We start from the raw sequence: 25,521 nt of genomic DNA on the forward strand, positions 1-25,521 counted from the left end.
AACCCTTGACACCCTCTTCCGGCCCATGAGTTCATGCCACGGCGACAACGTTGTCTGCGCAAGGAGGAACGGTGTCAGAGCCACTGCTGGAAGCACGTGGACTGGTCAAGACCTACGGACAGGTCCAGGCCCTGCGCCAGGCGGACTTCACGGTCCACCCCGGTGAGGTGGTGGCACTGATCGGGGACAACGGCGCCGGAAAGTCCACGCTGGTCAAGGCGTTGGTGGGGGCGATCACCCCGGACCGGGGGCAGATCCTGCTGGACGGCAAACCGGTGTCCTTCAACGGGCCGCGCGGCGCCCAGCGCCTCGGCGTCGAGACGGTGTACCAGGACCTGGCGCTGGCCATGGACTTGGACGCATCGGCCAATCTCTTCCTGGGCCGCGAGTTGCTCCGCGGCGGTCTGCTCGGCCGGATCGGGGTGCTGGACAAGCGGGCGATGCGCAGTCGCGCCGTCGAGGCGTTCGCCGAACTCGGCGTCCAGCTCAAGGACATCAACGCACCGGTGGCCACGCTCTCCGGCGGCCAGCGGCAGAGCGTGGCGATCGCCCGCTCGGTCGCCTGGGCCTCGCGGGTGGTCTTCATGGACGAGCCGACCGCCGCACTGGGCGTGGTCCAGCGCGGCCGCGTGCTCGAACTCATCCGCCGGGTCCGCGACCGGGGGATCTCGGTCGTGCTGATCAGCCACAACATGCCCGAAGTGCTCTCCGTCGCCGACCGGGTGGAAGTCCTGCGACTGGGGCGGCGGGTGGCGCGCTTCCGGGCGGCGGACACCTCGCTGGAGGAGCTGGTCGGTGCGATGACCGGCGCGGTCTCGAACGAGGAGGAGAGCGCGTGAACCAGCGCGTGAGTGAGCGCATCAACCAGCGCGTCAACGAGCAACCGGCCGCCGAGCTCTGGCAGCGGGTCCGGGGCCAGAACACCCTGTGGACCTTCCTGGTGCTGGCGGCACTGGTGGTGGCCTTCTCGGCACTGCGACCGAACGCCTTCGCCACCGTCTTCGAGTTCCGCAGCATCCTGACCGAGTCCTCGATCCTGGTGCTGCTCGCGGTCGGCCAGACCTTCGTGATCGTCACCTCCGGCATCGACCTCTCGGTCGGCTCGGTGCTGATCTTCTCCGGCGTGATCGCGGTCAAGACGATGAACGCGCTGGACAGCAGCCCGAAGGCCGGCTGGGGCGTGATCCTCGCGGGCACCGCCGCGGGCCTGGCCGCCGGCGCGGCCTGGGGTGCGGTCAACGGGTTCCTGGTCGCGAAGGCGAAGGTACCGCCGCTGATCGTCACGCTCGGGACGCTGGGCATCGCGCTCGGGCTCGCCCAGATCATCACCCACGGCGTGGACATCGGCACCATGCCGAGCGAGTTGACCAACTCGGTCGGCAGCGGCAGCGTGGCCGGGATTCCCTGGCTGGTGGTGATCGCGATCCTGGTGGTGGCGATCGCCGCGGCCGGGCTCAACCTGACCAGGTTCGGCCGGTACACGCTGGCGATCGGCTCGAACGCCGAGGGCGCGAGCCGGGTCGGCATCCGGGCCGACCGGCACCTGATCAAGGTGTACGCCCTCTCCGGCCTGCTCGCCGGGCTGGCCGGCGTGCTCAACCTGGCCCACTTCAGCAGCACCACGCTGACCAGCGGCACCCAGGACAACCTCAACGCGATCGCGGCGGTCGTCCTCGGCGGTACCAGCCTCTTCGGTGGCACCGGCTCGGTGATCGGCACCGTGATCGGCGTCTTCATCCCGGCCGTCCTGCAGAGCGGGTTCACCATCCTGCAGGTGCAGTCCTTCTGGCAGACCGTCGCCGTCGGCGCGGTCCTGATCGTGGCCGTCTACTTCGACCAGCTGCGGCGCGGGCGACGCGAGAACAGATAGCCGAACCCGCCCGACCCAGATCCGAACCAGGGATCCAGTGCAAGGCAGTGAGAGGAAGGAAGCCAGCGTGAACACAGCAAATCTGACGGGCCGTCGGTCGGCGGTGCTCGGTGCGGCCGTGGTGGTCGCGGCCCTGGTCGCCGTGACCGGTTGCAGCAGCTCCGGCTCCGGCGGCAGCGCCTCCGGCAAGAGCGTCACCTTCGTCGCGGGCAAGACCGGCGACCCCTTCTACATCACCATGAAGTGCGGGGCGAGCGCCGAGGCGAAGAAGCTCGGCTACAGCTTCAGCGCGACCGGTTCGGTCGACTGGAGCGTGCCCGAGCAGGTCACCTCGGTGGACAGCGTCACCGCGAACCACCCGTCCGGCGTGCTGATCTCGCCGGTCGACCCGAACTCGCTGGCCGCGCCGATCAAGACGATGCAGAGCAACGGCACGAAGGTGGCGATCGTCGACACCTCGCTGACCGACACCTCGATCGGCGTCACGCACATCTCCTCCAACAACGAGCAGGGCGGCGAGAAGGCCGCCGACACGATGGGCCAACTGGTCGGCGGCACCGGCGAGGTGGTGGTGCTCACCCCGGACCTGACCACCACGACCACCAACTCCCGGATCCAGGGCTTCAAGCAGGAGCTCGCCGCCAAGTACCCGAACATCAAGATCGACGACGTTCGGCAGGTCGGCGACACCGCGCAGGGCGCGGCCTCCGCGGTCGGCGACGAACTCTCCGCCCACCCGGCCCTGGTGGGCATCTTCACCGCCAACTCGCAGACAGGTGAGGGGGTCGGCACCGGCCTGAAGAACAGCGGCAAGCAGGGCAAGGTCAAGGTGGTCTCCTTCGATGCCGGCCCGCAGCAGGTCCAGGCGCTGGAGAACGGTTCGGTCGACGCGCTGATCTCGCAGGACCCCTACGGGATCGGGCAGCAGGCCGTGGACCAGCTGGGCAACGCGTTCGGCGGCAAGTCGGTCGAGGCGAACATCCAGACCAACCTGGCCAGCATCACCCGCGACAACCTGCACGACCCGAGCGTCGCGCAGTTCCTCTACAAGGCCGACTGCAACGCCTGACGCGCCACCCCGCACCCACCTGCGCTTCCCCCGCGCGGTCCCCGTCCCCGAGAGGTAGCCGCTTGTCCCGCCGCCCGTTCCGTCCCCGACCGGCCGGCCCCCGGCACCCCCGCCGGCGCGTCCTCGCGCTGGCGGTGGCCGTGCTCGCCGCCCTCACCTTCGCCCCCGCCGCGCACGCGGCCGACGACAATGCCGCGGTCGCCGACCCGGCCGCCCTGGTCGACACCTTCGCCGGTACCGGCAGCGGTGGCGCCGTGGTCGGCCAGGTCGACACCTTCCCCGGCGCCGACGTGCCGTTCGGCATGCTGCAGTGGAGCCCCGACACCCCGTCCCGTCCGGACGGCGGCGGTTACAACACCGCCGACTCCGCGACCACCGGCTTCAGCCTCACCCACGTCTCGGGCCCGGGGTGCAGCATCGGCGGCGACTTCCCGTTCCTGCCGCTCACCGGCGCCGTGCCGGCCGACCCGACCAACGCCTCCGCCGCCCTCGACCACTCCTCCGAGCGCGCCCAGCCCGGCTCCTACGCGGTCACCGCGGGCGGGGTGCGGACCGAGCTGGCCGTCACCGCCCGTTCCGGCGTGGCCAGGTTCAGCTACCCGGCCACCAGCCAGGCCCAGATGCTGGTGAAGGTCGCGGACAGCGCGAGCGGCGGGTCCGCCGCGTCGTTCCAGACCGTGGGCGACCGGGAGATCACCGGCTCGGTCACCAGCGGCCACTTCTGTGGTCAGCCGAACAGCTACACCGTGCACTTCGCCGCCCGCTTCGACCACCCTTTCACCGCGACCGGCACCTGGGGCGGCCAGTCCGTCGCCACCTCGGCGGTGACCGCCGGCTCGACCAGCGTCTCGGTCAGCGGCGAGCAGCACACCGCCGCCGGCAAGCCCGGGCAGAGCCCGACCACCGGAACGCCTGCGCGGAGCCCGGCTGCCGCGCCTGCCGAGTCCGCCGCCGACTCCGGTGTGGTGGCCGGTGGTTACCTGACCTTCGACACCACGAAGAACCAGACGCTCGGCATGCAGGTCGCCGTCTCCTACGTCAGCGTGCAGGGCGCCGAGGCCAACCTCAAGGCCGAGGCGAAGAGTTGGAGCGTCGCCGGAGCCGCCGCCGACGCAAAGGCGGCCTGGAACCGGCAGTTGCGGGCGGTCGCGATCGGCGGCGGCAGCCGCGCGCAGCAGGCCACCTTCTACACCGCGCTCTACCACACGCTGCTGCACCCGAACCTGTTCGACGACGCCGACGGCCGCTACATCGGCTTCGACAGCGCCGTGCACCGGGTCCGGCCCGGTCACCACCAGTACCAGACCTTCTCGGGCTGGGACATCTACCGCTCCGAGGTGCCGCTGCTCGCGCTGATCGCGCCGGATCAGACCGGCGACATGGCGACCTCGCTGCTGAACGACGCCGACCAGGGCGGCTGGCTGCCCAAGTGGCCCACGGCGAACGGCTACACGGGCGTGATGAACGGCGACCCGGCAGGCGCGATCCTCGCCGGGGCCTACGCGTTCGGCGCCCGCGGCTTCGACGCGCGGCACGCGTTGCAGACGATGGTGCACGGCGCCGAGGACACCGGCGGGCCGCCCGGCCAGGGCTGGTACGCCGAACGCCCGCACGGCGCCGACTACCTGGCCGACGGCTACGTGCCCAACGTCGGCTCCGACTCGATCAGTCCGGTCCCCAACGGCGCGTCCGAGACGCTGGAGTACGCCCTGGCGGACTTCTCCGTCTCCCGGCTCGCGGGTCAGCTCGGCGACTCGTCCACCGCCGCCCGCTTCCAGTCCCGTTCGCAGAACTGGGCGAACCTCTTCGACACCTCGACCGGCTACATCGCCCCGCGCGACGCGGACGGCGCCTTCCCGCCCGGACCGCCCGTCCAGACCACCGGCGGCTTCGGCCAGAGCGGTTTCCAGGAGGGCAACGCCGCCCAGTACACCTGGATGGTCCCGCAGGACCTGCCGGGCCTGATCCAGGGCATCGGCGGCAACCAGGCGGCGAACGCCCGACTCGACTACTACTTCAGCCAGTTGAACGCGGGCCCGAACCTGCCCTACCACTGGCAGGGCAACGAGCCGGCCTTCGGCACCCCCTGGGTCTACGACAGCACCGGCGAGCCGTGGCAGACCCAGGCCACGGTCCGCAGGATCATGGACACGCTCTACGTGCTCGGCCCCGGCGGTGAGCCCGGCAACGACGACCTCGGCGCGATGAGCTCCTGGTACGTCTGGGCGGCGCTCGGCGTCTACCCGCAGACGCCCGGCGTGCCGATGCTGGTGCTGGGCAGCCCGCTCTTCCCGCACGCGGTCATCCACGGCCCGGGTCACGACCTGACCATCGACGCGAAGGGCGCCGGCTCGACGTACGTCCAGCAGCTGGCCGTCAACGGCAAGCCGTCCAGCCACACCTGGGTGGACCTGAACAGCACCTCGCACCTCGACTTCACCCTCGGCGCCACCCCGAACACCGCCTGGGGCAGCGCAAGTTCGGACGCCCCGCCGGCCTATCCGGCCGGTCCGGTGAACTTCCCGCCGAGCACCCGGGCCGCGCTCACCGCCGATCCCGGCCAGCTGCGGATCGCCCCCGGCGCGTCCGGCACGGTCGACGTGCGGATCGACGACTCGGCCGGCGCCGCGCCCGCGACCGTCAGCTGGCAGGCGCAGACCCCGGCCGGCCTGACCGCCACCCCGGGCAGCGGCAGCACGACGGCGGCGGCCGGTGCGACCACCGCCGTCCCGGTCACGGTCACCGCGGCGCCCGGCGCCGCGACCGGCTACTACCAGGTCGCGCTCACCGGACACGCCGCGAACGGCGCGGTGCTGGCCCGGACCAGCGTGCTGGTGACGGTCGCCCAGGCCGGCCAGTCCATCCCGACCGCGTACGTCTCCAACTACAGCGACAACACCGTCACCCCGGTGGACACCCGGACCCGCAACGCAGGCCCGCCGATCGCGGTCGGCAGCGGACCGGACGGCATGGGCACCGCCGCCGGCCACCTCTTCGTCGCGAACAACAACAGCAACGACGTCACGGTGGTGGACCTGACCAGCAACGCGGTCACCGCCACCGTCAAGGTCGGCAGCGTCGCGGCCGACGTCGCGCCGACTCCCGACGGCAAGACCGTCTGGGTCAGCAACTTCGGCGACGGCACCGTGCAGCCGATCGACACCGCCACGCTCACCGCCGGTGCGCCGGTCAAGGTCGGCAGCCAGCCGGAGCGGCTGCGGGTCAGCCCGAACGGCCGCGAGCTCTGGGTGGTGGACCAGGGCGACGGCACGGTCAGCGTGGTGGACCTCGCCACCCGCACGGTGACCCACACGATCGCGGTCGGCCCGGCGCCGTTCGGCATCGCCTTCGCCCCCGACGGCAGCCGGGCCTACGTCAGCAACAACGGCGCGGGCACCGTCTCGGTGCTGGACGCCGCGAGCTACCAGCCGGTCGGGACGGTCGCGACCGGAGCCGGCCCGGAGTACGTCGCCGTCGCGCCGGACGGGAAGACCGCGTACGTCGCCGTCAGCGGCCCCGGCGGCGTCACGCCGATCGACACCGCCACGCTCAAGCCCGGCGCCACCGTGGCGACCGGCGGGGGAGCGTACGCGCTCGCGCTGTCGCCGGACGGTTCGACCGTCTGGGTGGTCGACAGCAACATCAACGAGGTCCGACCGGTGGACACCACGACCGGCACCGCCGGCCCGGCCGTCACGGTCGGCAACGTACCCGACGGAATCGCCGTCACGGGCTGACACCGCCCCGGCCCGTCACAGCCCCGACTGCCCGGTCGCTCCCCCGCGGAGCGGCCGGGCAGTCGCATGCCCGCGCACCCGCCCGGTCGTACCGACCTGCGCCCTTTCGGGTTACTCCTGCGCCGCTTCGCCCGGACGTTACCGGCGGGTGGCTGCTATGAAGGCCTGGGACCGTTTTGTCGGTCTCATCCCGTTTCTGAGGAGGCATCCTCATGGGTGCTGAAGCAATGACCGCGGCTGATACCGGCCGCGAGGCTGCGCCGGGCGGCGAAGAGCCGACGGTGCACATTCTCTGGATCAACGCCGGCCTGAGCTGCGACGGAGACTCCGTCTCGCTCACCGCCGCGATGCAGCCGAGCATCGAGGAGATCGTCACCGGCGCCCTCCCCGGGCTGCCGAAGATCGCGGTGCACTGGCCGCTGATCGACTTCGAGTGCGGGCCGGTGCAGGGCGCCGACAACTTCGTCGAGTGGTTCTTCAAGGCCGACCGCGGCGAGCTCGAACCGTTCGTGCTGGTCGTCGAGGGCTCGATCCCGAACGAGAAGATCAAGCCGGAGGGCTACTGGTGCGGCTTCGGCGACGACCCGGCGACCGGTCAGCCGATCACCACCAGTGAGTGGCTGGACCGGCTCTCGTCCAAGGCCACGGCTGTCGTCGCGATCGGTACCTGCGCGACGTACGGCGGCATCCACGCGATGGCGGGCAATCCGACCGGCGCGATGGGTGTGCCGGACTACCTCGGCTGGGACTGGAAGTCCAAGGCCGGCCTGCCGATCGTCTGCGTGCCCGGCTGCCCGATCCAGCCGGACAACTTCGCCGAGACGCTGACCTACCTGCTCTACCAGCTCGCCGGGTCGGCACCGATGATCCCGCTGGACGACAAGCTCCGGCCGACCTGGCTGTTCGGCGCGACCGTGCACGAGGGTTGCGACCGCGGCGGCTACTACGAGCAGGGCCAGTTCGCGACCGAGTACGGGCGCCCCGAGTGCCTGGTCCGGCTCGGCTGCTGGGGCCCGGTCGTCAAGTGCAACGTCGCCAAGCGCGGTTGGATCAACGGCGTCGGCGGCTGCCCGAACGTGGGCGGCATCTGCATCGCCTGCACCATGCCGGGCTTCCCCGACAAGTTCATGCCGTTCATGGACCCGCCGCCCGGCTCGCACGTCTCCAGCGGCGCCAGCTCGGCGTACGGCCAGGTGATCCGCCGACTGCGCTCGATCACCGGCAAGACGCTGGACAAGGAACCCAAGTGGCGCCAGACCGGCGGCCGCCTGACCACCGGTTACCGACCGCCCTGGTGACCGCGCCCCGGCCCCGGCGGGCCGCACGCCCCGCGCGTGCGGCCCGCCGTCGCTGACCAAGGGCCGCTCGCCGGTGGCGCCGGCCCAAGCTCGCACGCTTCCACGCTCGCAGAAGGGCATGACAAGAGACGATGGCACCGACGACGAGGACGGCCGGCGACGGCAGCGGCCTGGTGGAGATGTCCTGGGATCCGATCACCCGGATCGTGGGCAGCCTCGGCATCCACACGAAGATCGACTTCAAGCAGAAGAAGGTCGCGGAGTGCTACAGCACCTCCTCGGTCTTCCGCGGCTACAGCGTCTTCATGCGCGGCAAGGACCCGCGCGACGCGCACTTCATCACGAGCCGGATCTGCGGCATCTGCGGCGACAACCACGCCACCTGCTCGGTCTACGCCCAGAACATGGCGTACGGCGTGAAGCCGCCGCACCTGGGCGAATGGATCATCAACCTCGGCGAGGCGGCCGAGTACATGTTCGACCACAACATCTTCCAGGAGAACCTGGTAGGGGTCGACTACTGCGAGAAGATGGTCCGCGAGACCAACCCCGGCGTGCTGGAGCTCGCCGAGCGCACCGAGGCGCCGCACGCGGGCGACCACGGCTACAAGACCATCGCCGACATCATGCGCTCGCTCAACCCGATCGAGGGCGAGTTCTACCGCGAGGCGCTCCAGGTCAGCCGCTACACCCGGGAGATGTTCTGCCTGATGGAGGGCCGCCACGTGCACCCCTCCACGCTCTACCCGGGCGGCGTCGGCACGGTCGCGACCGTGCAGCTCTTCACCGACTACCTGACCCGCCTGATGCGCTACGTGGAGTTCATGAAGAAGGTCGTGCCGCTGCACGACGACCTCTTCGACTTCTTCTACCAGGCACTGCCGGGTTACGAGGAGGTCGGCCGCCGGCGCATCATGCTCGGCTGCTGGGGCGCGCTCAACGACCCCGACCACTGCGACTTCACCTACCGCAACATGACCGACTGGGGACGGCGGATGTACGTCACCCCGGGCATCGTGGTGGACGGCAAGCTGGTCACCAACGACCTCACCGAGATCAACCTGGGCATCCGGATCCTGCTCGGCAGCTCCTACTACCAGGACTGGGAGGGCCAGGAGCAGTTCGTCACGCACGACCCGCTCGGCAACCCGGTCGACCCGCGGCACCCGTGGAACCAGCACACCATCCCGGCCCCGCAGAAGCGCAACTTCGACGACAAGTACAGCTGGGTGATGTCGCCGCGCTGGTTCGACGGCAAGGACTACCTGGCGCTGGACACCGGCGGCGGCCCGATCGCCCGGCTCTGGTCCACCGCGCTCTCCGGCCTGGTCGACATCGGCTACATCAAGGCCACCGGGCACAGCGTGGTGATCAACCTGCCGAAGTCGATGACCAAGCCGGAGACCACGTTCGAGTGGAAGATCCCGCAGTGGAGCAACGCGATCGAGCGCAACCGGGCCCGCACCTACTTCCAGGCCTACGCGGCGGCTGCGGCACTGCACTTCGCCGAGAAGGCGCTCAGTGAGGTGCGGGCGGGCAAGACCCAGACCTGGGAGAAGTTCGAGGTTCCGGACGAGAGCATCGGCTGCGGCTTCACCGAGGCGGTGCGCGGCGTGCTCTCCCACCACATGGTGATCCGGGACGGCAAGATCGCCAACTACCACCCGTACCCGCCGACCCCGTGGAACGCCAGCGTGCGCGACAGCTTCGGCACGCCGGGTCCGTACGAGGACGCGGTGCAGAACACGCCGATCTTCGAGGAGAACTCCCCGGAGAACTTCAAGGGCATCGACATCATGCGCGCCGTGCGCAGCTTCGACCCCTGTCTGCCGTGCGGCGTGCACATGTACGTCGGCAACGGCAAGACCGTGCAGACCATGCACGTGCCCACCGGCCTGAGCGGGCTCACCGCATGACGGCGGAGGAACTGGGCCTGCGGGTCCAGCAGGTGCTCGACACGCTCGAGAAGGCCGGGCAGGGCGAGGCCGCCGAGGAGCTGGTCCGCACGCTGATGGACTTCTACGGCGAGGGCCTGGCCCGGATCGTGCCGCTGCTGCCCGGCGAGGCGCTCGGCGACGAGCTGGTCGCCGGCATGCTGGTCCTGCACAACCTGCACCCCGAGGACGTGCAGGCCCGGATCGGGCGTGCGCTCGCCGCCGCGCCCGGCTGGGCCGTCCAGAAGTTCGACGCCGACGCCGGTGCGCTGACCCTGCGTCAGACCGGCGACGACGCGGGCGGTGGCTGCGGCTGCGGCGGCGCGCGCGACGAGGAGCTCATCGAGCAGGCGCTGGCCTGCTTCGCCCCCGAGGTGACAGCCGTCGAACTGGCCCGGCAGCCCGCGCTGTTGCAGATCGGCCTGCGGCCGACGGCGGAGGTCCGATGACTATCCACCGGTTCGCGCGACCCGGCACCGCGCTGCTGCGCCGGCTGCGCGAGCCGGCCCCGCCGCGCCCCGAGCGCTGCGAGTTCTGCGACGCGCAACTGGCGGGCGAGCACCGCCACCTGGTGGACCGCGACGAGCGCGCCCTGGTCTGCACCTGCCAGGGCTGCGCGCTGCTCTTCCAGCAGCCCGGCGCGGCCGGTGGCCGCTACCGGGGCCTGCCCGGCCGCTACCTCGCCGATCCCGAGCACACCCTGGCGCCGGCCGACTGGCACGCACTGCGGATCCCGGTCTCCACCGCCTACCTGCTGCGCGACACCGCCCTCGACCGCCTGGTGGTGCTCTACCCGAGCCCGGCCGGCGCCACCGAGAGCGAGGTCGACGAGTCGGCCTGGCAGGCGGTGCTGGCCGGCAGCCGGCTGGCCGAGCTGATGGAGCCCGACGTCGAGGCGCTGCTGTTGCGCCGCACGGAGGAGCGGATCGACTGCTACCTGGTGCCGGTCGACCTCTGCTACGAGCTGGTCGGCCGGCTGCGGCTGTGCTGGCACGGCTTCGACGGCGGCGCCGAGGCGCACGCCGAACTCGAGGCCTTCTTCGGGCGGTTGGCCGCACGGGCCCGCGCGCCCCGGGCGGAGGTGCTGCCGTGACCGGGTTCTCCTTCGCCTGCACGGGCGTGCGCTCCGATCCCTACGCGGCGGGCCCCACCCTGGTCTTCCGGCTGCGGATCACCGCCGCCGACGCCCAGACCCGGGTGCACGCGCTCGCGCTGCGCTGCCAGCTGCGGATCGAGCCGGCCCGCCGCCAGTACGGCGAGGCCGAGGGCGCTCGGCTCACCGACCTGTTCGGCGAGCGCTCGCGCTGGGGCAATACGCTGCACCCGATCCAGTTCGCCCAACTCTCGGTGATGGTGCCCGGGTTCACCGGCGAGACCGAGGTGGACCTGCCGGTGCCGTGCAGTTACGACCTGGAGGTCGCCGCCGGCCGCTATCTGCGCGCGCTGGACGAGGGTGAGGTGCCGCTGCTGATGCTCTTCTCCGGCACGGCCTTCACCGGGCCCGGCGGCTTCCAGGTGACACCGGTCGCCTGGGATCAGGAGGCCACCGTGCGGCTCCCGGTCCCGGTCTGGCAGGAGATGATCGAACAGCACTTCCCCGGCTGCGGCTGGCTGCGGCTGCCGGGCGACCTGATGGACGCGCTGCTCGCCTACCGTTCGCGGCGGGCGCTGCCGTCCTGGGAGGCCACCATGCGCGAACTGCTGGACGCGGCCGAGCTAGAGGAGAGCGTGCTATGACCGTCTTTCCCGGCGACCTGCCCGCCGAGCTGGAGAACCGCTTCGCGGTGGCCCGGCAGATCGCGGACGCGGTGCTCTTCGAGGGCTACGTGCTCTACCCGTACCGGGCCTCGGCGGCGAAGAACCGGCTGCGCTGGCAGTTCGGGGTGCTGGTCCCACCCGGATACGGGCAGGACAGCGGCGAGCACGCGTTCCAGCGCACCGAGATCCTGCTGGAGCCCCGGCAGGGCAGCCGGCTCGCGGTGCAGCTGCGGTTCCTGCGAGCGCAGCGCCGCACCGTCCAACGCGCGGCCGCAGGCGGCGGGTTCGAGACTGTGGCCGAGCTGGAGCTGGCCGACCGGGTGCTGGTTCCGTGGGACGAGGGCGTCGAGGAGCGGGTCGAACTGCTGCTTCCAGTCGATGAGTTGTGCGGATCCGGCGTCAGTCACCCGTTCCGGCTGCCGGCCTGCGAGGAGGTCGAGCAGCTGCTCGAGGGCGGCGCCCTGGTCGGCCGACTGCTGCGCCGGCGCGAACAGCTGGACGGCGTCCTGCGGTTGACCACGCGCGACGTGCCCGGACCGTACGGCGTCCAGCAGTTGACCGCGGTGGTGGAGAACACCGCCGAGTGGCTGCCGGCCGACGGCGACGGGCGGGCTGCCGCGCTGCCGCGTTCGCTGGTCTCGGCGCACCTGCTGCTCGGCCTCGACCGCGGCTCCTTCCTCTCGGTCACCGACCCGCCGGAGTGGGCGCGATCCGCGGTCAGGGCCGAGTGCCGCAGCGAGCACACCTGGCCGGTGCTGGTCGGCGAGCCGGACCGGGCCGATGTGGTGCTCTCCTCACCGATCATCCTGGAGGACCATCCGCAGGTGGCCCCCGAGAGCCCGGGCGCGCTCTACGACGCGACCGAGATCGACGAGATCCTGGCGCTGCGCACGGCGGCCCTCACCGACCGGGAGAAGCGCGAGGCGCGCGGCACCGACGAGCGGGCCGGCGCGGTGATCGACCTCGCCGACTCGATGCCGCCCGAGGTGCTGGAGCGGCTGCACGGCGCGGTCCGGGCACTGCGCGAGGTCACGGCGCCGACCACGGAGGCCGAGCAGCCCTGGTGGGATCCGGGCGCCGACCGGGACGTCGATCCCGATACGGACCGGGTGCTGGTGGACGGCCACTCGGTCGGCGCCGGCAGCCGGGTGCAGCTCAAGCCCGGGCGGCGCCGCACCGACGCGCAGGACCTGTTCCTGCACGGGCGCACCGCGCTGGTGGAGGCCGTGCTGCACGACGTGGACGGCTCGGTGCACCTGGCCGTCACCGTCGAGGGCGACCCGGGAGCCGACCTGTGGCGGGCCCAGGGCCGGTTCCGGTACTTCCAGCCGGACGAGGTCGCGCCGCTGGAGGAACCGTGACGGAGCGTCAGGAGCAGCGTCAGGAGCAGGGCGACCGGACCCGGCGGGTGCTGGTCGCCGGGGTCGGCAACCTCTTCCTCGGCGACGACGGCTTCGGCGTCGAGACGATCCGCCGGCTGACCGGGCGCCCACTGCCGGCGGGCGTCGAGGTGGCCGACTTCGGCGTGCGCGGGGTCCACCTGGCGTACCAACTGCTGGAGGGCTACTCGACGCTGGTGCTGGTGGACGCGACCGCGCGCGGCGGCGTGCCGGGGACGGTCTACCTGATCGAGGCCTCCGGCGGCGCCGGTGAAGCGGTCGCAGCCGTCGAGTCGGCCGAGGCGGCGCTGCTGGACGGGCACCGGATGGGCCCGGACGCGGTGCTGGCGCTGCTGGCCACGCTCAGCGCGGGGACCGGCGGGCAGGCACCGGAGCGGGTGCTGGTGGTCGGCTGCGAACCGCAGTCGCTGGAGGAGGGCATCGGGCTGAGTCCGCCGGTCGCCGCCGCCGTGGACCAGGCGGTCGCGCTGGTCCTGCGCCTGCTGGCGGAGCCGGACATCGCGTCGCAGCCCGTCGTGGAGCCGGCCGAGGCAGTCGAGAGAGCAGAGAGATCAGAGAGAAAGGCGTCAACATGGTGAAAACCCTGGTCTGCGGGGCCCTGTGGGCCGCCGTCGGCGTGCTGGTCTGGCAGAACCTGCCCGATCTCAAGCGGTACCTGCGGATCATGCGGATGTGATCCGAGGCACTCGAAAGGCGTAGCCAGGGCGCGGTGGCGGCGCGGCTTCGAGCCGTTGCCGCCGCCGCGCCCTTTAATGGTGCCCGCTGTCCACCACGTGCTGAGCTGCCGAGCAGCGGGCGCGTCCGAGCGCCAGGGGAGAGGGCCCGATGCACGAGATGTCGATCGCGGTGGCCGTCGTCGAACAGGTGGAGCAGGCGGCCGCGGAGCACGGGTGGCCGGTGGTCGAGGCGGTGTCCGTCCAACTCGGCGAGCTGGCCGGGGTGGTGCCCGACGCACTCCACTTCTGCTACGAACTCGCCTGCACCGGAACGGTGCTGGCCGGGTCCGAGCTGACCGTGACGGCCGTGCCGGGCCGCGCCCGGTGTGCGGACTGCGCGGCCGAATGGGCCGTCGGCATGCCGCCCGAGCTGCGCTGCCCGGAGTGCGCGGGGGGCCGGTCCGAACTGCTGGCCGGGCGTGAAATGCAGATCCTGGACGTGCGGTGGGCCGACGGCCCGGCCCTCGCCCGGGCCGACCGGGAAGGCTGATCAGATGTGTCGCACACATGACCTGCAACAGGCGGTACTGGCCAGGAACGACGACAGCGCACGGGAGTTGCGCGCGGAGCTGGCGGCGCGCGGCGCGGTCGCGGTCAATCTGCTCTCCAGCCCCGGCAGCGGGAAGACGGCGCTGCTGGAGCTCGAACTCGCGCTGGCCCGTGAACGCGGCGTGCCGGTCGCGGCCCTGACCGCAGACCTCGCGACCGAGAACGACGCGACCCGGCTGGCCCGTTCGGGCGTGCCGGTGAAGCAGGTGCTCACCGACGGGCTCTGCCACCTGGAGGCGGTGATGCTGCGCGGGCACCTGACCGGCTGGCTGCCCGCGGACACCCGGTTGCTCTTCGTGGAGAACGTCGGCAACCTGGTCTGCCCGGCCTCCTACGACCTCGGCGAATCGCTGCGGGTCGCGCTCGCCTCGGTGACCGAGGGCGAGGACAAGCCGCTCAAGTACCCGACCGCGTTCGGTCTGGCCAACCTGGTCGTGGTGACCAAGAACGACATCGCGCAGGCCGTCGGCTTCGACCGGGACGCGTTCCTGGACAGCGTCGCGCGGGTCAACCCCGGTGTGGAGGTGGTCTTCACCTCGGCCCGTAGCGGTGAGGGCGTCGGCGTGCTGCTCGACCACGCGCTCGCGGTGCTGGCGGGCGCGGCGGTGCACCGGCCGGTGATGGCGCAGCCGGTCGGCCATGGCCACGGCGACGGGCACGGGCACAGCCACGCGAATCATGAACAACTGTTGGAGCGTTCTTGACGATCGGCCAGGTCGCCCCGGCCGTTCTGCCGTGCGAGCGGCGGCGGGTCTTCGTCGCTGGGATCGTGCAGGGCGTCGGCTTCAGGCCGTTCGTCTTCACGCTCGCCACCGGCCTGGGGCTCAGCGGGCAGGTGACCAACACCGGTGAGGGGGTGCTCGCCGAGGTCGAGGGGGCACCGGACGCGGTCGAGGCGTTCTGCCGCCGGGTCGGGGCGGAGGCCCCGCCGCTGGCCGAGGTGACCGCGGTGCGGCACGAGCCGCTCGCGGCCACCGGCGGCGCCGGCTTCGCGATCGTGCCGTCCCGCGCCACCGGCCCGGTCCGCACGCTCATCCCGCCGGACACCGCCACCTGCGCGGACTGCCTGGCGGAGCTCGCCGACCCGGCCGACCGCCGCTACCGGCACCCGTTCATCACCTGCACCAACTGCGGCCCACGCTTCACGATCGTCACCGGGCTGCCCTACGACCGGGCCGGGACCACGATGGCCGGCTTCCCGATGTGTCCGGACTGCGCCCGCGAGTACGCGGACCCCACCGACCGCAGGTTCCACGCCCAGCCGATCTCCTGCCATGCCTGCGGGCCGCGGCTCGCGCTCCTCCGGCTGGGCGGCTCGCCGCAGTATGACGACGAAGTCCTCCCGAGGGCACGGCAGTTGCTCGCCGATGGCGCGATCCTCGCGGTCAAGGGCATCGGCGGCTACCACCTGGCCTGCGATGCCGCGAACACGGCCGCGGTCGAGCTGCTGCGGCGGCGCAAGAACCGGGGGGACAAGCCGTTCGCCCTGCTCGCCCGTTCGCTCGCCGAGCTCGAACCGCTGGTCCGGCCGGACGCCGTGGAGACCGGGCTGCTCGCCGGAGCGGAGCGTCCGATCGTGCTGCTGCGCCGTCGCCCCGGCGCGGGTGAGCTCGCCGAGGCCGTCGCGCCGCGCAGCCCGGACCTGGGCGTCATGCTGCCGTACGCGCCGCTGCACCACCTGCTGCTCGGCCTGCCGGGCGACCCGCCCGGGCCGCAACTCCTCGTGCTGACCAGCGCCAACCTGTCCGGCGAGCCGATCGTCACCGACGACGCGCAGGCGCTGGAGCGGCTCGCGCCGCTGGTCGACGGCTGGTTGACGCACGACCGCCCGATCCACGTGCCGTGCGACGACTCGGTCGTGCGGGTGGTGGACGGCGAGGTGCTGCCGGTGCGCCGTTCGCGCGGCTGGGCGCCGCGCCCGATCGCGCTGCCGGTGCCGGTCCGGCCGGTGCTCGCGGTCGGCGGGGACCTGAAGAACACCTTCGCACTCGCCCAGGGCGGCCACGCCTTCCTCTCCGGCCACATCGGAGACATGGACGACCTGGCCACGCTGCGCGCCTTCGACCACGCCGTCGAGCACCTCGGCGCGGTCACCGGCGTGACCCCCGAACTGCTGGTCGCCGACCGCCACCCCGGCTACCGCTCCGGCCACCGCGCCGAGGCCGCCGCGCGCGGGCGCCCGGTGCTGCGCGTGCAGCACCACCACGCGCACGTCGCGGCCGCGATGGCCGAGCACGGCCTGGACGGCAGTGCGCCGGTGCTCGGCGTCGCCTTCGACGGCACCGGCTACGGCGCGGACGGTGCGGTCTGGGGCGGCGAGCTGCTGCTGGCCGACTACGACGGCTTCCAGCGCCTCGCCCACCTGCGCTACGCCCAACTGCCGGGCGGCGACGCGGCCGTGCGCCGCCCGTACCGGATGGCGCTGGCCTGGCTGCATGCGGCCGGGATCGGCTGGAGCGCGGACCTGCCCTGTGTCCGGGCCTGCCCGCCGGAGGAACTCCCACTGCTGGCCGTGCAGTTGGAGCGCTCGCTGAACTGCGCGCCGACCTCCAGCATGGGCCGGCTGTTCGATGCGGTGGCCTCGCTGGCGGGCGTCTGCCACCGGGTGGGCTACGAGGCGCAGGCGGCGGTCGAGTTGGAGGCGGCGGCCGTCGCGCACGGTCCGGCGGAGGGCTACGCGTTCGCACTCCGGGGCGGGTGGTCGACCGGCAGTGACGGCGATGCTGTTGCCCCGGTGACGGCAGCCCCGATGGCCGCTGCCCCGATGACCGCTGACCCGGCGCCGCTGCTGGCCGCCGTGCTGGCCGACCTGCGCGCCGGTGCCCCGGCCGGACTGATCGCGGCCCGGTTCCACGCGGCCGTCGCCCGGCTGGTGCGGGAGCTCTGCGGGGCGGCCCGGGAGCGGCACGGGGTGGCAGTGGTCGCGCTCACCGGCGGGGTCTTCGCGAACGCGCTGCTCTCCTCGGCCTGTGCGAGCGGGCTGCGGGCGGACGGCTTCACGGTCCTGCGGCACCACCGGGTGCCGCCCAATGACGGAGGGCTGGCGCTCGGCCAGCTGATGGTGGCGGCGCGAGCCGCCGGCTGAGAGGAGAAGGCCATGTGCCTGGCGGTGCCCGGCAGAGTGATGGAGATCTCGGAACGCGACGGTACCAGGATGGCCGTCATGGACTTCGGCGGTGTGGTCAAGGACGTCTGCCTGGAGTACCTGCCCGACCTGGGGATCGGCGAGTACGCGATCGTGCACGTCGGTTTCGCGTTGCAGCGCCTGGATGAGGAGTCGGCTCGCCGCACGCTCGACCTCTTCGCCGAACTCGGCCTGTTGCAGGAGGAGTTCGGCGACCCCTGGGAGGCGGCGCAGGGGGCGCAGGCGACACCGGCGGCGTCGGCGGTTCACGGCATGGTCGAGGAGGCAGGGCAGTGAAGTACCTGGAGGAGTTCCAGAACCCCGAGCTGGCGCGCGGGCTGATCGACGACATCAGGGCCACGGTGACCCGGCCGTGGGCGCTGATGGAGGTCTGCGGCGGTCAGACGCACTCGATCATCCGCCATGGCATCGACCAACTCCTGCCGGATGAGGTCGAGTTGATCCACGGCCCGGGGTGTCCGGTCTGTGTCACCCCGCTGGAGGTGATCGACCGGGCGCTGGCGATCGCCGCCCGCCCCGAGGTGATCTTCTGCTCGTTCGGCGACATGCTGCGGGTGCCCGGCAGCGAGCGCGACCTGTTCCGGGTGCGCGGTGAGGGTGGCGACGTGCGGGTCGTCTACTCGCCGCTGGACGCGCTGCGGATCGCGCGGCAGAACCCGGACCGCGAGGTGGTCTTCTTCGGCATCGGCTTCGAGACCACCGCGCCGCCGAACGCCATGACGGTGTACCAGGCCAGGAAGCTCGGGATCCGCAACTTCAGCATGCTGGTCTCGCACGTCCGGGTGCCGCCCGCGATCGAGGCGATCATGACCTCGCCGGACTGCCGGGTCCAGGGCTTCCTGGCCGCCGGGCACGTCTGCAGCGTGATGGGCACCGAGGAGTACCCGGAGCTGGCGGCCCGGCACCGGGTGCCGATCGTGGTGACCGGTTTCGAACCGCTCGACATCCTGGAGGGGATCCGCCGCACGGTCCGGCAGCTGGAACGCGGCGAGCACACCGTGGACAACGCGTACCAGCGGGCCGTGCGACCTGAGGGGAACCCTGCCGCGCGGGCCATGTTGGAGGACGTCTTCGAGGTCACCGACCGCGCCTGGCGCGGCATCGGGGTGATCCCGCAGAGCGGCTGGCGGCTCTCCGAGCGCTACCGCGAGCACGACGCCGAGCACCGGTTCGACGTCTCCGGGATCACCACCTGCGAGTCGGGCCTGTGTCGCAGCGGCGAGGTGTTGCAGGGCCTGCTGAAGCCGAACGAGTGCGAGGCCTTCGGCACCACCTGCACGCCGCGCAACCCGCTCGGCGCCACCATGGTCTCCAGCGAGGGCGCCTGCGCCGCGTACTACCTCTACCGCCGGCTGGGGACGCCGGGCACCGCGGCGACGCCCGCGGCCGCGCAGGCGCCGACCGCGCTGGAGGTGGCTCCCGTTGCCTGAGACCTTGCCGCAGACGCCGCCCGAGACGCTCAGCACCGTCGACTTCTCCGGCTGGAGCTGCCCGTTGCCGCTGCGCGACCACCCGCGGGTGGTGATGGGGCACGGCGGGGGCGGGGCGATGTCGGCCGAGCTGGTCGCGAACCTGTTCGCCCCGGCCTTCGGCGGCAGCTCGCTGGCCGACTCCGCCGCGCTCACCCTGGGCGGCGCCCGACTCGCGTTCTCCACCGACTCGTTCGTGGTGCGCCCGCTCTTCTTCCCGGGCGGCAGCATCGGTGACCTCGCGGTCAACGGGACGGTCAACGACCTGGCGATGAGCGGCGCCCGCGCGGCGTACCTCTCCTGCGGCGTGATCCTGGAGGAGGGCGTCGAGATGTCCGTGGTCGGGCGGGTCGCGCAGGCCATGGGAGCCGCCGCGCGGGCGGCGGGCGTCGAGGTGGTCACCGGCGACACCAAGGTGGTCGAGGCCGGGCACGGCGACGGCGTCTACCTCAACACCGCCGGCATCGGGCTGATCCCGGCCGGCGTGGACATCCGGCCCCAGCGGGCGGTGCCGGGAGACGTGGTGATCGTCAGCGGTGAGATCGGGCTGCACGGCGTGGCGATCATGAGCGTCCGGGAAGGGCTGGAGTTCGGCGTCCAGGTGGTGAGCGACTGCGCCGCGCTCGGCGGCCTGGTGGACGCGATGCTGGCCGTCACCCCCGACCTGCACGTGCTGCGCGACCCGACCCGTGGCGGACTCGCGGCCGCGCTGAACGAGATCGCCGAGGCGGCCGGCCTCGGCGTGGTGATCCAGGAGCGGGCCGTCCCGGTGCCGGCCGAGGTGGCCAACGCCTGCGCGATCCTCGGGCTGGACCCGATGTACGTGGCGAACGAGGGCAAGCTGGTCGCCTTCGTGCCGCGCGAGCACGCGGAGGCCGTGCTCGCCGCGATGCGGGCGCATCCGCTCGGGGCCCGGGCGGCGGTGATCGGTGAGTGCGTGGCCGACCACCCGGGCATGGTGGTCGCGCGGACGGCCTTCGGCGGCACCCGCGTGGTCGATCTGCCGCTCGGCGAGCAGCTGCCGCGGATCTGCTGAGGATCCGCGGACGAGCTGCTGACGAGCTGTTGACGCTCGGAGGACGGGCTGCGGACGGGCTGCGGACCGGGCTGCCGCAGCCGGCTAGCCGGCGTGCTCCAGCGCCGCGAGCAGGTCCGGGCCGGTCCACTGGCGGGCCGCGCCCGGACCGGCCGCCTCGGCCTCCCGGACCAGTGCGATCAGCCGGGCGTTGGCCGGGGCCGCCAGGCCGTGCCGCTCGGCCAGCGCGAGCACCTCGCCCTGCAGCGAGTCGATCTCGGTCGGGCGGCCGCGCTGCAGGTCCTCCCACATCGAGGAACGGGCCTGCGCGTCGATCCGCAGGCTGGCTCCGGCCAGCCGCTGGAAGAGCGCGTCCGGCAGCCCGAGCACCCGGGGCGTCCAACTCGGCGGGACCGGGCCCAGCTTGGCGGGCGTGATGCCGGCCGCGGCGAACGCGGTGAGCGCCTCCCGCTGGCAGCGGGCCAGGCAGCTGCGGTACGGGCGAGCGCCGAGCTGGTCGCGCAGCGGCAGGCCGGAGAGCGCGTTCACCGCGTTGTTGAGGTTCATCAGCAGCTTCGCGGCCTGGACGGCGGGCATGTCCGTGCGCAGCGCCAGGTCGAGCCCGGCGGCCCGGGCGGCCGCCGCGAGCGGCCCGGCCGGCGGCGCGTCCTGAAGCATCAGCCGCCCGCCGCTGCCCTGGTGGAAGCCGGCGGGCCCGCTGCGCACCACGTTGTACGGGACCATGCCGGCCAGCACCCGGTGGCCGGTCAGTTCCTCGCGCAGCTGCTGCGGATTGTGCAGGCCGTTCTGGAAGCTGACCAGCACCGCGCCGGGCGCGAGGTGCGCGGCGAGCTCGCGGGCGGCGGCGCGGGTGTCGGCGGACTTCACCGTCACCAGCACGTAGTCCGCCCCGGCGGCCGCGGCGGCGTCGGTGGCCAGGCGCAGCGTGCGCACCTCGCGGCGGGCGCCGCCCGGGCCGGTCAGCGTCAGCCCGTCGCGTTCGATCGCGGCCATCGCGGCGGGGCGGCCGATCAGCGTGACGTCCGCCGTGCCGGCGAGCATGCCGCCGAGGTGGCAGCCGATGCTGCCGGCGCCGAGGACGGCGATCCGCAGGTCCTTGCTCACGTGCTGGGTCCTTTGGTGGGCTAGTCGAACAGGTCGGGGTCGGAGGCGGTGATCTGGTCCCAGAGCGGGCGGGCCTGGAACCAGCCGGCCAGCGAGCTGCCGAGCTGCCCGCGGGTGATCAGTGCCGTCTCACGGTCGATCAGCTTCGGCGTCCCGGCGGCCATCGCGAGCAGCTGGGCCTGACAGGACCGCTCCATGGTGATGAACCACCAGACCGCCTCGGCCACCGACCGGCCGACGGTGAGCAGCCCGTGGTTCTGCAGGATCACCGCCTTGCAGGTGCCGAGCGCGGTGGCGATCCGCTTGCCCTCCTCGGCCTCGTTCACCACCCCGCGGTAGTCCTGGTAGAGCCCGTGGTCCTCGAAGAAGGCGCAGGCGTCCTGGGTGATCGGGTCCAGTGGGATGCCGAGCGCGGAGAACGCCTTCCCGTAGAGCGAGTGCGAGTGCGCGGCGGCGATCGCGTCGGGCCGGGCGGCGTGCACCTGGGAGTGAATCACGAACGCGGCCCGGTTCACCGCCCGGTTGCCGTGCAGCACGGTGCCCTCGTGGTCGACCAGGATCAGATCGGAGGCCTTGATCAGAGAAAAGCTCATGCCGAACGGGTTGACCCAGAAGCGATCGGGATGCTCCGGGTCGCGCACGGTGATGTGCCCGGCGACCCCTTCGGAGAACCCGAACTTCCCGAACAGGCGGAAGCCGGCGGCGAGTTGCTCCTTGCGGTACTGGCGCTCGGCCTCCACCGAGTCGAAGCTCGGCGGCATCGGCAGCGTGACCCCGGCCGGGAGCGGCCCGGCGGCGGCCGCGATCGCGGCGGAGAGCGGGTCGGGTACCGGACCGGAGGGGGCGAGGGGCGATGAGTCAGGCAGCGGTGAGCTCATGCCCAGAAGATACAATGATGTATCCGATACGCCAATGCATCCGTTGGACGGGATGGACCCGACAGATCCGCGAAAGGCTGGTAGCAATGCCCAGAGGCGAGACCAAACGCCGCCCCCGCACCCGCGCGGCGCTGCTCGCGGCGGCGCTGGAGACCTTCGCCGAGCAGGGCTTCCGGGCGGCGACGATCGAGCAGATCTGCGAGCGGGCCGGCTACACCCGCGGTGCGTTCTACTCGAACTTCAGCAGCAAGGAGGAGCTCTTCCTGGCCCTCTTCGACGCGCACAGCGAGCGGATCGTCAGCCGGATGACCGAACTGGTCGACTCCATCGCCGCCGAGGACCTCACACTGCCGGGCCTGGTCGACGTGCTCGCCCGGATCGAACCGGACGAGCGCGACTGGTACCTGGTGACCACCGAGTTCACGCTGCACGCGATCCGCGACCCGCAGGCCGCGTGGGTGCTCGCCCAGCACGACGCCCGGCTGCGCACCGAGTTGGCCCGGGGGCTCGACGAACACCTCGCCCGGGCCGGTCGCACGCTCACCGTGGACCCCGACGAGCTCGCCCGGCTGCTGATCGCGATCCGCGAGGGCGGCCTGGCGCAGAGCTACGTCGAGCCGGAGCAGCTGCCGCCCGGGCAGCTCGAACGCCGGTTCCTGGCGCCGCTGCTGGGCGCGCTGACGGTTCCCCGGGAGACCGACGGTCACTGATGGCTCAGCTAGAGTGACGATGGGTGACGTACCGTCAGGTGGCAGCTGGAGGAACCATGTCCGTGCTCTCCGTCGTCGCCGCGCCGCTGGACGGTGCGCCCGTGCTGCTGCGGCACGCGGACGTGACGCACGAGGCCGCCAGCACGATGAAGGTGGCGGTGCTCGCGGCGCTGTACCGCAGCGCGCTGGACCTGGACGCGCGGGTTCCGGTGGTCAACAGCTTCACCTCGGCCGTCGGCGGGAGCTTCGGCAACGAGCGTGAGTGGGACAGTGATCCCGAGCCATGGCTGCTGCTCGGCGGTGGTACGGCCGACCTGCGCTGGCTCGCGGAGCGGATGATCACGCACTCGTCGAACCTGGCGACCAACCTGTGCCTGGCCGCCGTCGGGCAGCCGGCGGTGGCCGAGGTCTGGCGGCGGGCCGGGGCGACCCACAGCTCCAGCCCGCGCGGTATCGAGGACCTCGCGGCCCGCGCCGCGGGCGTCGGCAACCGGGTCACCGCACACGACCTGGTGCGCTTGCTGCGGTCGCTGGAGCCGGAGGTGCTCGCGCTGCTGGAGGCGAACAGCTGGCGGGTGGACCTGGCGGCGGGGCTGCCGCCGGGGACCAGGATCGCGTTCAAGAACGGCTGGATCCCGGGCGTCCGGCACAGCGCCGGTGTGGTGTACCCCGACGACGCGGCGCCGTACGTGCTGGCGGTCTGCTACACCGGTCCGCTGGCCTCCGGAGCGGATGAGCGGGAGCGTGATCCGGCCGCCGGGCTGCTGGCCCGGGTGTCGGCCGGCGTCTGGGCCCGGCGCCACGCGCTCGCCCGGAGAGGCTCCCGTTCGGCGTAGCCCGCCGAGCGGGAGCCCGACGGGCCGTCAGCGCCGTCAGTGCCGCCAGCCGTGCGCGGCCATGACCCGGGCACCCTCCGCGGTGAGCGGCTGGACGTCGGCGGCCTTCAGGAAGGCCAGCCGGTGGTTGTACCGGATCGGGTAGTAGGTCTCCTGACCGACCACCAGCGTCCGGTCGTCGGGCGCGTCGCCGTTGATGTTCTGGTCGTAGTAGAAGTCGGCGGGCTTCGCCGTCTCCTCGGCCGCGAGGTACGCCTGCCCGGCCGGGATGGTCGCCTTCAGCGCGACCACGGCGGGCGGGTCGATCGCGGGGTAGCGGGCGTACGCGGCGGCCTCCGGGAAGGCCCGGCCGTACACCGGGATCGACGCGAGGCCGGCGCGCGGCGTGAGCAGAGTGCTCGGCCGGTCGTCGGTGCGCGCGTTGCGGCCGGTCGGATCGAAGAACCAGCACTGCTGACCGCCGTACCAGATCGCCGTCCAGTCGCCCTGCCGGTCGGCCACCACGTACCGCGCGCCGGTGACCGCCTTGTCGCTCCAGTCGTCGGCCGCGGTGCCGCCGCCGTTGATCAGCGGGGCGTCGGCGGACGGGCGGGTGCGCAGGTAGACGAAGTTCTCCGGGCGGGCCGACACGCCGTCCACGGGGGGCTCGTTCGTGGTGTCGAACGGCGGCGCGATGGTGACCGTCTCACCGGCCAGCGGCGGCCGGTCGACGCCCCCGCCGATCGGTGCGCCGAGCAGCTCCAGGTAGTGGCTCCAGTCCCAGAAGGTGCCCGGGTCCCAGTGCATGTCGGAGACGGCGGCCTGGGTCGGACCGGGCACGTCGTCGTGGCCGATGATGTGCTGGCGGTCGAGCGGGACGCCGAAGCGGCCGGCGAGGTAGCGCACCAGCGTCGCGGAGGACTGGTAGAGCTGCTCGGAGTACCAGGTCGGCCGGTCCTTCGGGAGCGCGAAGCCCTCGTGCTCGATGCCGATGCTGTGCATGTTGATCGTCTTGTTCCCGGCGTGCCAGGCGACGTCGCGGGTGGGCACCAGCTGCGTGACGTGGCCGTCGTGGGACCGGACCAGGTAGTGCGCGCTGGCCTGGTTGTGGGGGTCCTGGAACGCGTCGATCGAGCCCTGGTAGCCGCCCTCGGTGTCGTGGATCACCAGGTAGCGGATCTGCTGACCGTCCTGCGGGCGGTTGGCGCGGCTGTAGTTGCCGAACGAGGTCGGATCCTTCGGGTCGGTCAGCGCGTACGCGGCGGGTGAGACGTCGCAGCCCAGCTCGGCCGGGCACTCGGCGTTCTCCGGTGCGGCCGTCCGGGCCCGCGCGGCCACCCGCAGCCCGGGATCGGCGGGCAGCACCACCCGCTGGCCCTCGGGAGTGGTGCGGGCCGCGCCCGCCCGGATCGTGCGGAACACCCGGTCGGCGAAGACCTGGCCGGCCGCCTCGGCACCCCGGTCGGTCGCGCCGGCCTGGCCGAACCGGGCCACCGCGCCGTACCACAGGGCGGGGTCGGTGGCGGGCGCCGATCCGGTCGTCCGCTGGTACTGCGCGAGCAGCGCGGCGCCGCCGCGCAGGTTCTGCGCGCTGTCCGTGCGCAGCTCGTCCGGTTGACGGTGGATCAGCTTCGCCGCCGCGGCGAGGGTGTGGGTGGCGGGGGCGCCGGGGGCCCCGGGCAGGTCAGCGTCGGTCAGGCCGAGGACGCCGTAGTTGCCCGTGGTGCTCGGCCGGCCCTGGTGGGACTCCCACCGGGTCTCCTGGTAGCCGAGCGCCAGCAGCACGCTCTGTGGCACGCCGAACTCGGCGGCGGCCGCGGCGAACTGCTGCTGGAGCGCCGTTCCGCCGCCGGGGCCCGGGGCGGACGGCGACGGCGTGGGCGCGGCGGGCGAGGCGTGCGCCGGGGCGGCGAGGCCGGCGGCGCAGGCGAGGGACAGGGCGAGGAGCGCGGTCGGGACTCGTAGCACAGGCACCGTTCTACCGGCGTCCGGGACGCGAACGGCCGGGCCACGCGGGGAACCGGTGCGTCCGG

23 protein-coding genes are annotated in these 25,521 nt (G+C 72.6%); 20 read left to right on the forward strand and 3 right to left on the reverse strand.

Annotated elements, in window-relative coordinates:
* Positions 1 to 71 precede the first annotated feature (71 nt).
* The 18 genes from AC060L_RS12160 (at position 72) to hypE (ending at position 19,981) form a co-directional block, all read left to right on the forward strand.
* The gene (locus tag AC060L_RS12160; RefSeq protein WP_483798676.1) at positions 72 to 839 is read left to right on the forward strand and encodes an ATP-binding cassette domain-containing protein; all 768 of its coding nucleotides are present in this window, start codon (positions 72 to 74) and stop codon (positions 837 to 839) included.
* Positions 836 to 1,870 (forward strand): ABC transporter permease, encoded by a 1,035-nt coding sequence (locus AC060L_RS12165; RefSeq protein ID WP_483798677.1) that lies wholly within the window; start codon positions 836 to 838, stop codon positions 1,868 to 1,870. Before AC060L_RS12160 ends, AC060L_RS12165 begins: the two co-directional genes overlap by 4 nt.
* Before the next feature lie 67 nt (positions 1,871 to 1,937).
* The gene (locus tag AC060L_RS12170; protein ID WP_483798678.1) at positions 1,938 to 2,939 is read left to right on the forward strand and encodes an ABC transporter substrate-binding protein; all 1,002 of its coding nucleotides are present in this window, start codon (positions 1,938 to 1,940) and stop codon (positions 2,937 to 2,939) included.
* 62 nt (positions 2,940 to 3,001) lie between these two features.
* Entirely contained in the window at positions 3,002 to 6,676 is a 3,675-nt protein-coding gene (locus AC060L_RS12175; RefSeq protein WP_483798679.1) for a GH92 family glycosyl hydrolase, read from the forward strand.
* Between the two features lie 227 nt (positions 6,677 to 6,903).
* Positions 6,904 to 7,974: an NADH-quinone oxidoreductase subunit B family protein gene (locus AC060L_RS12180; RefSeq protein ID WP_483798725.1), complete on the forward strand. Its 1,071-nt coding sequence runs from the start codon at positions 6,904 to 6,906 to the stop codon at positions 7,972 to 7,974.
* Between the two features lie 131 nt (positions 7,975 to 8,105).
* Positions 8,106 to 9,890, forward strand: a complete 1,785-nt coding sequence (locus AC060L_RS12185; RefSeq protein ID WP_483798680.1) for a nickel-dependent hydrogenase large subunit — start codon at positions 8,106 to 8,108, stop codon at positions 9,888 to 9,890.
* Entirely contained in the window at positions 9,887 to 10,357 is a 471-nt protein-coding gene (locus AC060L_RS12190; RefSeq protein WP_483798681.1) for a hypothetical protein, read from the forward strand. The genes AC060L_RS12185 and AC060L_RS12190 overlap by 4 nt, the downstream gene beginning before the upstream one ends.
* Positions 10,354 to 11,001 (forward strand): DUF5947 family protein, encoded by a 648-nt coding sequence (locus AC060L_RS12195; RefSeq protein WP_483798682.1) that lies wholly within the window; start codon positions 10,354 to 10,356, stop codon positions 10,999 to 11,001. The genes AC060L_RS12190 and AC060L_RS12195 overlap by 4 nt, the downstream gene beginning before the upstream one ends.
* Entirely contained in the window at positions 10,998 to 11,645 is a 648-nt protein-coding gene (locus AC060L_RS12200) for a DUF6084 family protein (RefSeq protein WP_483798683.1), read from the forward strand. Before AC060L_RS12195 ends, AC060L_RS12200 begins: the two co-directional genes overlap by 4 nt.
* A complete protein-coding gene (locus AC060L_RS12205) occupies positions 11,642 to 13,027 on the forward strand; it encodes a hypothetical protein (RefSeq protein WP_483798684.1) in 1,386 nt (461 codons plus the stop codon). The genes AC060L_RS12200 and AC060L_RS12205 overlap by 4 nt, the downstream gene beginning before the upstream one ends.
* A complete protein-coding gene (locus AC060L_RS12210) occupies positions 13,024 to 13,644 on the forward strand; it encodes a hydrogenase maturation protease (RefSeq protein ID WP_483798685.1) in 621 nt (206 codons plus the stop codon). The genes AC060L_RS12205 and AC060L_RS12210 overlap by 4 nt, the downstream gene beginning before the upstream one ends.
* Complete coding sequence (locus tag AC060L_RS12215) at positions 13,638 to 13,742, forward strand: DUF6893 family small protein (protein WP_483798686.1); 105 nt, start codon at positions 13,638 to 13,640, stop codon at positions 13,740 to 13,742. The genes AC060L_RS12210 and AC060L_RS12215 overlap by 7 nt, the downstream gene beginning before the upstream one ends.
* 149 nt (positions 13,743 to 13,891) lie before the next feature.
* The gene (hypA, locus tag AC060L_RS12220) at positions 13,892 to 14,272 is read left to right on the forward strand and encodes a hydrogenase maturation nickel metallochaperone HypA (RefSeq protein WP_483798687.1); all 381 of its coding nucleotides are present in this window, start codon (positions 13,892 to 13,894) and stop codon (positions 14,270 to 14,272) included.
* Positions 14,273 to 14,276: 4 nt separating this feature from the next.
* A complete protein-coding gene (hypB, locus tag AC060L_RS12225) occupies positions 14,277 to 15,035 on the forward strand; it encodes a hydrogenase nickel incorporation protein HypB (RefSeq protein ID WP_483798688.1) in 759 nt (252 codons plus the stop codon).
* Positions 15,032 to 17,416 carry a carbamoyltransferase HypF gene (gene hypF / locus AC060L_RS12230; protein WP_483798689.1) on the forward strand — a complete coding sequence of 795 codons (2,385 nt, stop codon included), beginning with the start codon at positions 15,032 to 15,034 and terminating at the stop codon, positions 17,414 to 17,416. The genes hypB and hypF overlap by 4 nt, the downstream gene beginning before the upstream one ends.
* Positions 17,417 to 17,428: 12 nt before the next feature.
* On the forward strand, positions 17,429 to 17,752 hold the full coding sequence (locus tag AC060L_RS12235) for a HypC/HybG/HupF family hydrogenase formation chaperone (RefSeq protein WP_483798690.1): 324 nt from the start codon (positions 17,429 to 17,431) through the stop codon (positions 17,750 to 17,752).
* Positions 17,749 to 18,906: a hydrogenase formation protein HypD gene (hypD, locus tag AC060L_RS12240; RefSeq protein ID WP_483798691.1), complete on the forward strand. Its 1,158-nt coding sequence runs from the start codon at positions 17,749 to 17,751 to the stop codon at positions 18,904 to 18,906. The genes AC060L_RS12235 and hypD overlap by 4 nt, the downstream gene beginning before the upstream one ends.
* Positions 18,899 to 19,981 (forward strand): hydrogenase expression/formation protein HypE, encoded by a 1,083-nt coding sequence (gene hypE / locus AC060L_RS12245; RefSeq protein ID WP_483798692.1) that lies wholly within the window; start codon positions 18,899 to 18,901, stop codon positions 19,979 to 19,981. The genes hypD and hypE overlap by 8 nt, the downstream gene beginning before the upstream one ends.
* An 84-nt stretch (positions 19,982 to 20,065) precedes the next feature.
* On the opposite strand, the gene AC060L_RS12250 is transcribed toward hypE, so the two are convergent.
* Both AC060L_RS12250 and AC060L_RS12255 read right to left on the reverse strand, forming a co-directional pair.
* Positions 20,066 to 21,085 (reverse strand): 2-dehydropantoate 2-reductase, encoded by a 1,020-nt coding sequence (locus tag AC060L_RS12250; protein ID WP_483798693.1) that lies wholly within the window; start codon positions 21,083 to 21,085, stop codon positions 20,066 to 20,068.
* Between the two features lie 20 nt (positions 21,086 to 21,105).
* Positions 21,106 to 21,846, reverse strand: coding sequence for a class II aldolase/adducin family protein (locus AC060L_RS12255; RefSeq protein ID WP_483798726.1), 741 nt, complete (start codon positions 21,844 to 21,846; stop codon positions 21,106 to 21,108).
* Positions 21,847 to 22,049: 203 nt separating this feature from the next.
* Here AC060L_RS12255 and AC060L_RS12260 point away from each other — a divergent pair, with 203 nt between their 5' ends.
* Together AC060L_RS12260 and AC060L_RS12265 are read left to right on the forward strand one after the other, a co-directional pair.
* Positions 22,050 to 22,673: a TetR/AcrR family transcriptional regulator gene (locus AC060L_RS12260; protein ID WP_483798694.1), complete on the forward strand. Its 624-nt coding sequence runs from the start codon at positions 22,050 to 22,052 to the stop codon at positions 22,671 to 22,673.
* Between the two features lie 56 nt (positions 22,674 to 22,729).
* Positions 22,730 to 23,509: a serine hydrolase gene (locus tag AC060L_RS12265; RefSeq protein ID WP_483798695.1), complete on the forward strand. Its 780-nt coding sequence runs from the start codon at positions 22,730 to 22,732 to the stop codon at positions 23,507 to 23,509.
* A 36-nt stretch (positions 23,510 to 23,545) separates the two neighbouring features.
* Here the strand turns inward: AC060L_RS12265 and AC060L_RS12270 are convergent, their stop codons facing one another.
* The gene (locus tag AC060L_RS12270) at positions 23,546 to 25,456 is read right to left on the reverse strand and encodes an N-acetylmuramoyl-L-alanine amidase (RefSeq protein ID WP_483798696.1); all 1,911 of its coding nucleotides are present in this window, start codon (positions 25,454 to 25,456) and stop codon (positions 23,546 to 23,548) included.
* Positions 25,457 to 25,521: the final 65 nt, after the last annotated feature.

It is taken from the genome of Kitasatospora sp. NEAU-69, assembly GCF_057158765.1.

Bases quoted from the DNA above. Each gene is read 5' to 3' on its own strand.
- AC060L_RS12235 (WP_483798690.1), top strand. From the start codon at position 17,429: ATGTGCCTGGCGGTGCCCGGCAGAGTGATGGAGATCTCGGAACGCGAC.
- AC060L_RS12260 (WP_483798694.1), top strand. From the start codon at position 22,050: ATGCCCAGAGGCGAGACCAAACGCCGCCCCCGCACCCGCGCGGCGCTG.
- hypB (WP_483798688.1), top strand. From the start codon at position 14,277: ATGTGTCGCACACATGACCTGCAACAGGCGGTACTGGCCAGGAACGAC.
- AC060L_RS12205 (WP_483798684.1), top strand. From the start codon at position 11,642: ATGACCGTCTTTCCCGGCGACCTGCCCGCCGAGCTGGAGAACCGCTTC.
- AC060L_RS12265 (WP_483798695.1), top strand. From the start codon at position 22,730: ATGTCCGTGCTCTCCGTCGTCGCCGCGCCGCTGGACGGTGCGCCCGTG.
- AC060L_RS12185 (WP_483798680.1), top strand. From the start codon at position 8,106: ATGGCACCGACGACGAGGACGGCCGGCGACGGCAGCGGCCTGGTGGAG.
- AC060L_RS12195 (WP_483798682.1), top strand. From the start codon at position 10,354: ATGACTATCCACCGGTTCGCGCGACCCGGCACCGCGCTGCTGCGCCGG.
- AC060L_RS12255 (WP_483798726.1), bottom strand. From the start codon at position 21,846: ATGCCGCCGAGCTTCGACTCGGTGGAGGCCGAGCGCCAGTACCGCAAG.
- hypA (WP_483798687.1), top strand. From the start codon at position 13,892: ATGCACGAGATGTCGATCGCGGTGGCCGTCGTCGAACAGGTGGAGCAG.
- AC060L_RS12215 (WP_483798686.1), top strand. From the start codon at position 13,638: ATGGTGAAAACCCTGGTCTGCGGGGCCCTGTGGGCCGCCGTCGGCGTG.
- AC060L_RS12190 (WP_483798681.1), top strand. From the start codon at position 9,887: ATGACGGCGGAGGAACTGGGCCTGCGGGTCCAGCAGGTGCTCGACACG.
- AC060L_RS12180 (WP_483798725.1), top strand. From the start codon at position 6,904: ATGACCGCGGCTGATACCGGCCGCGAGGCTGCGCCGGGCGGCGAAGAG.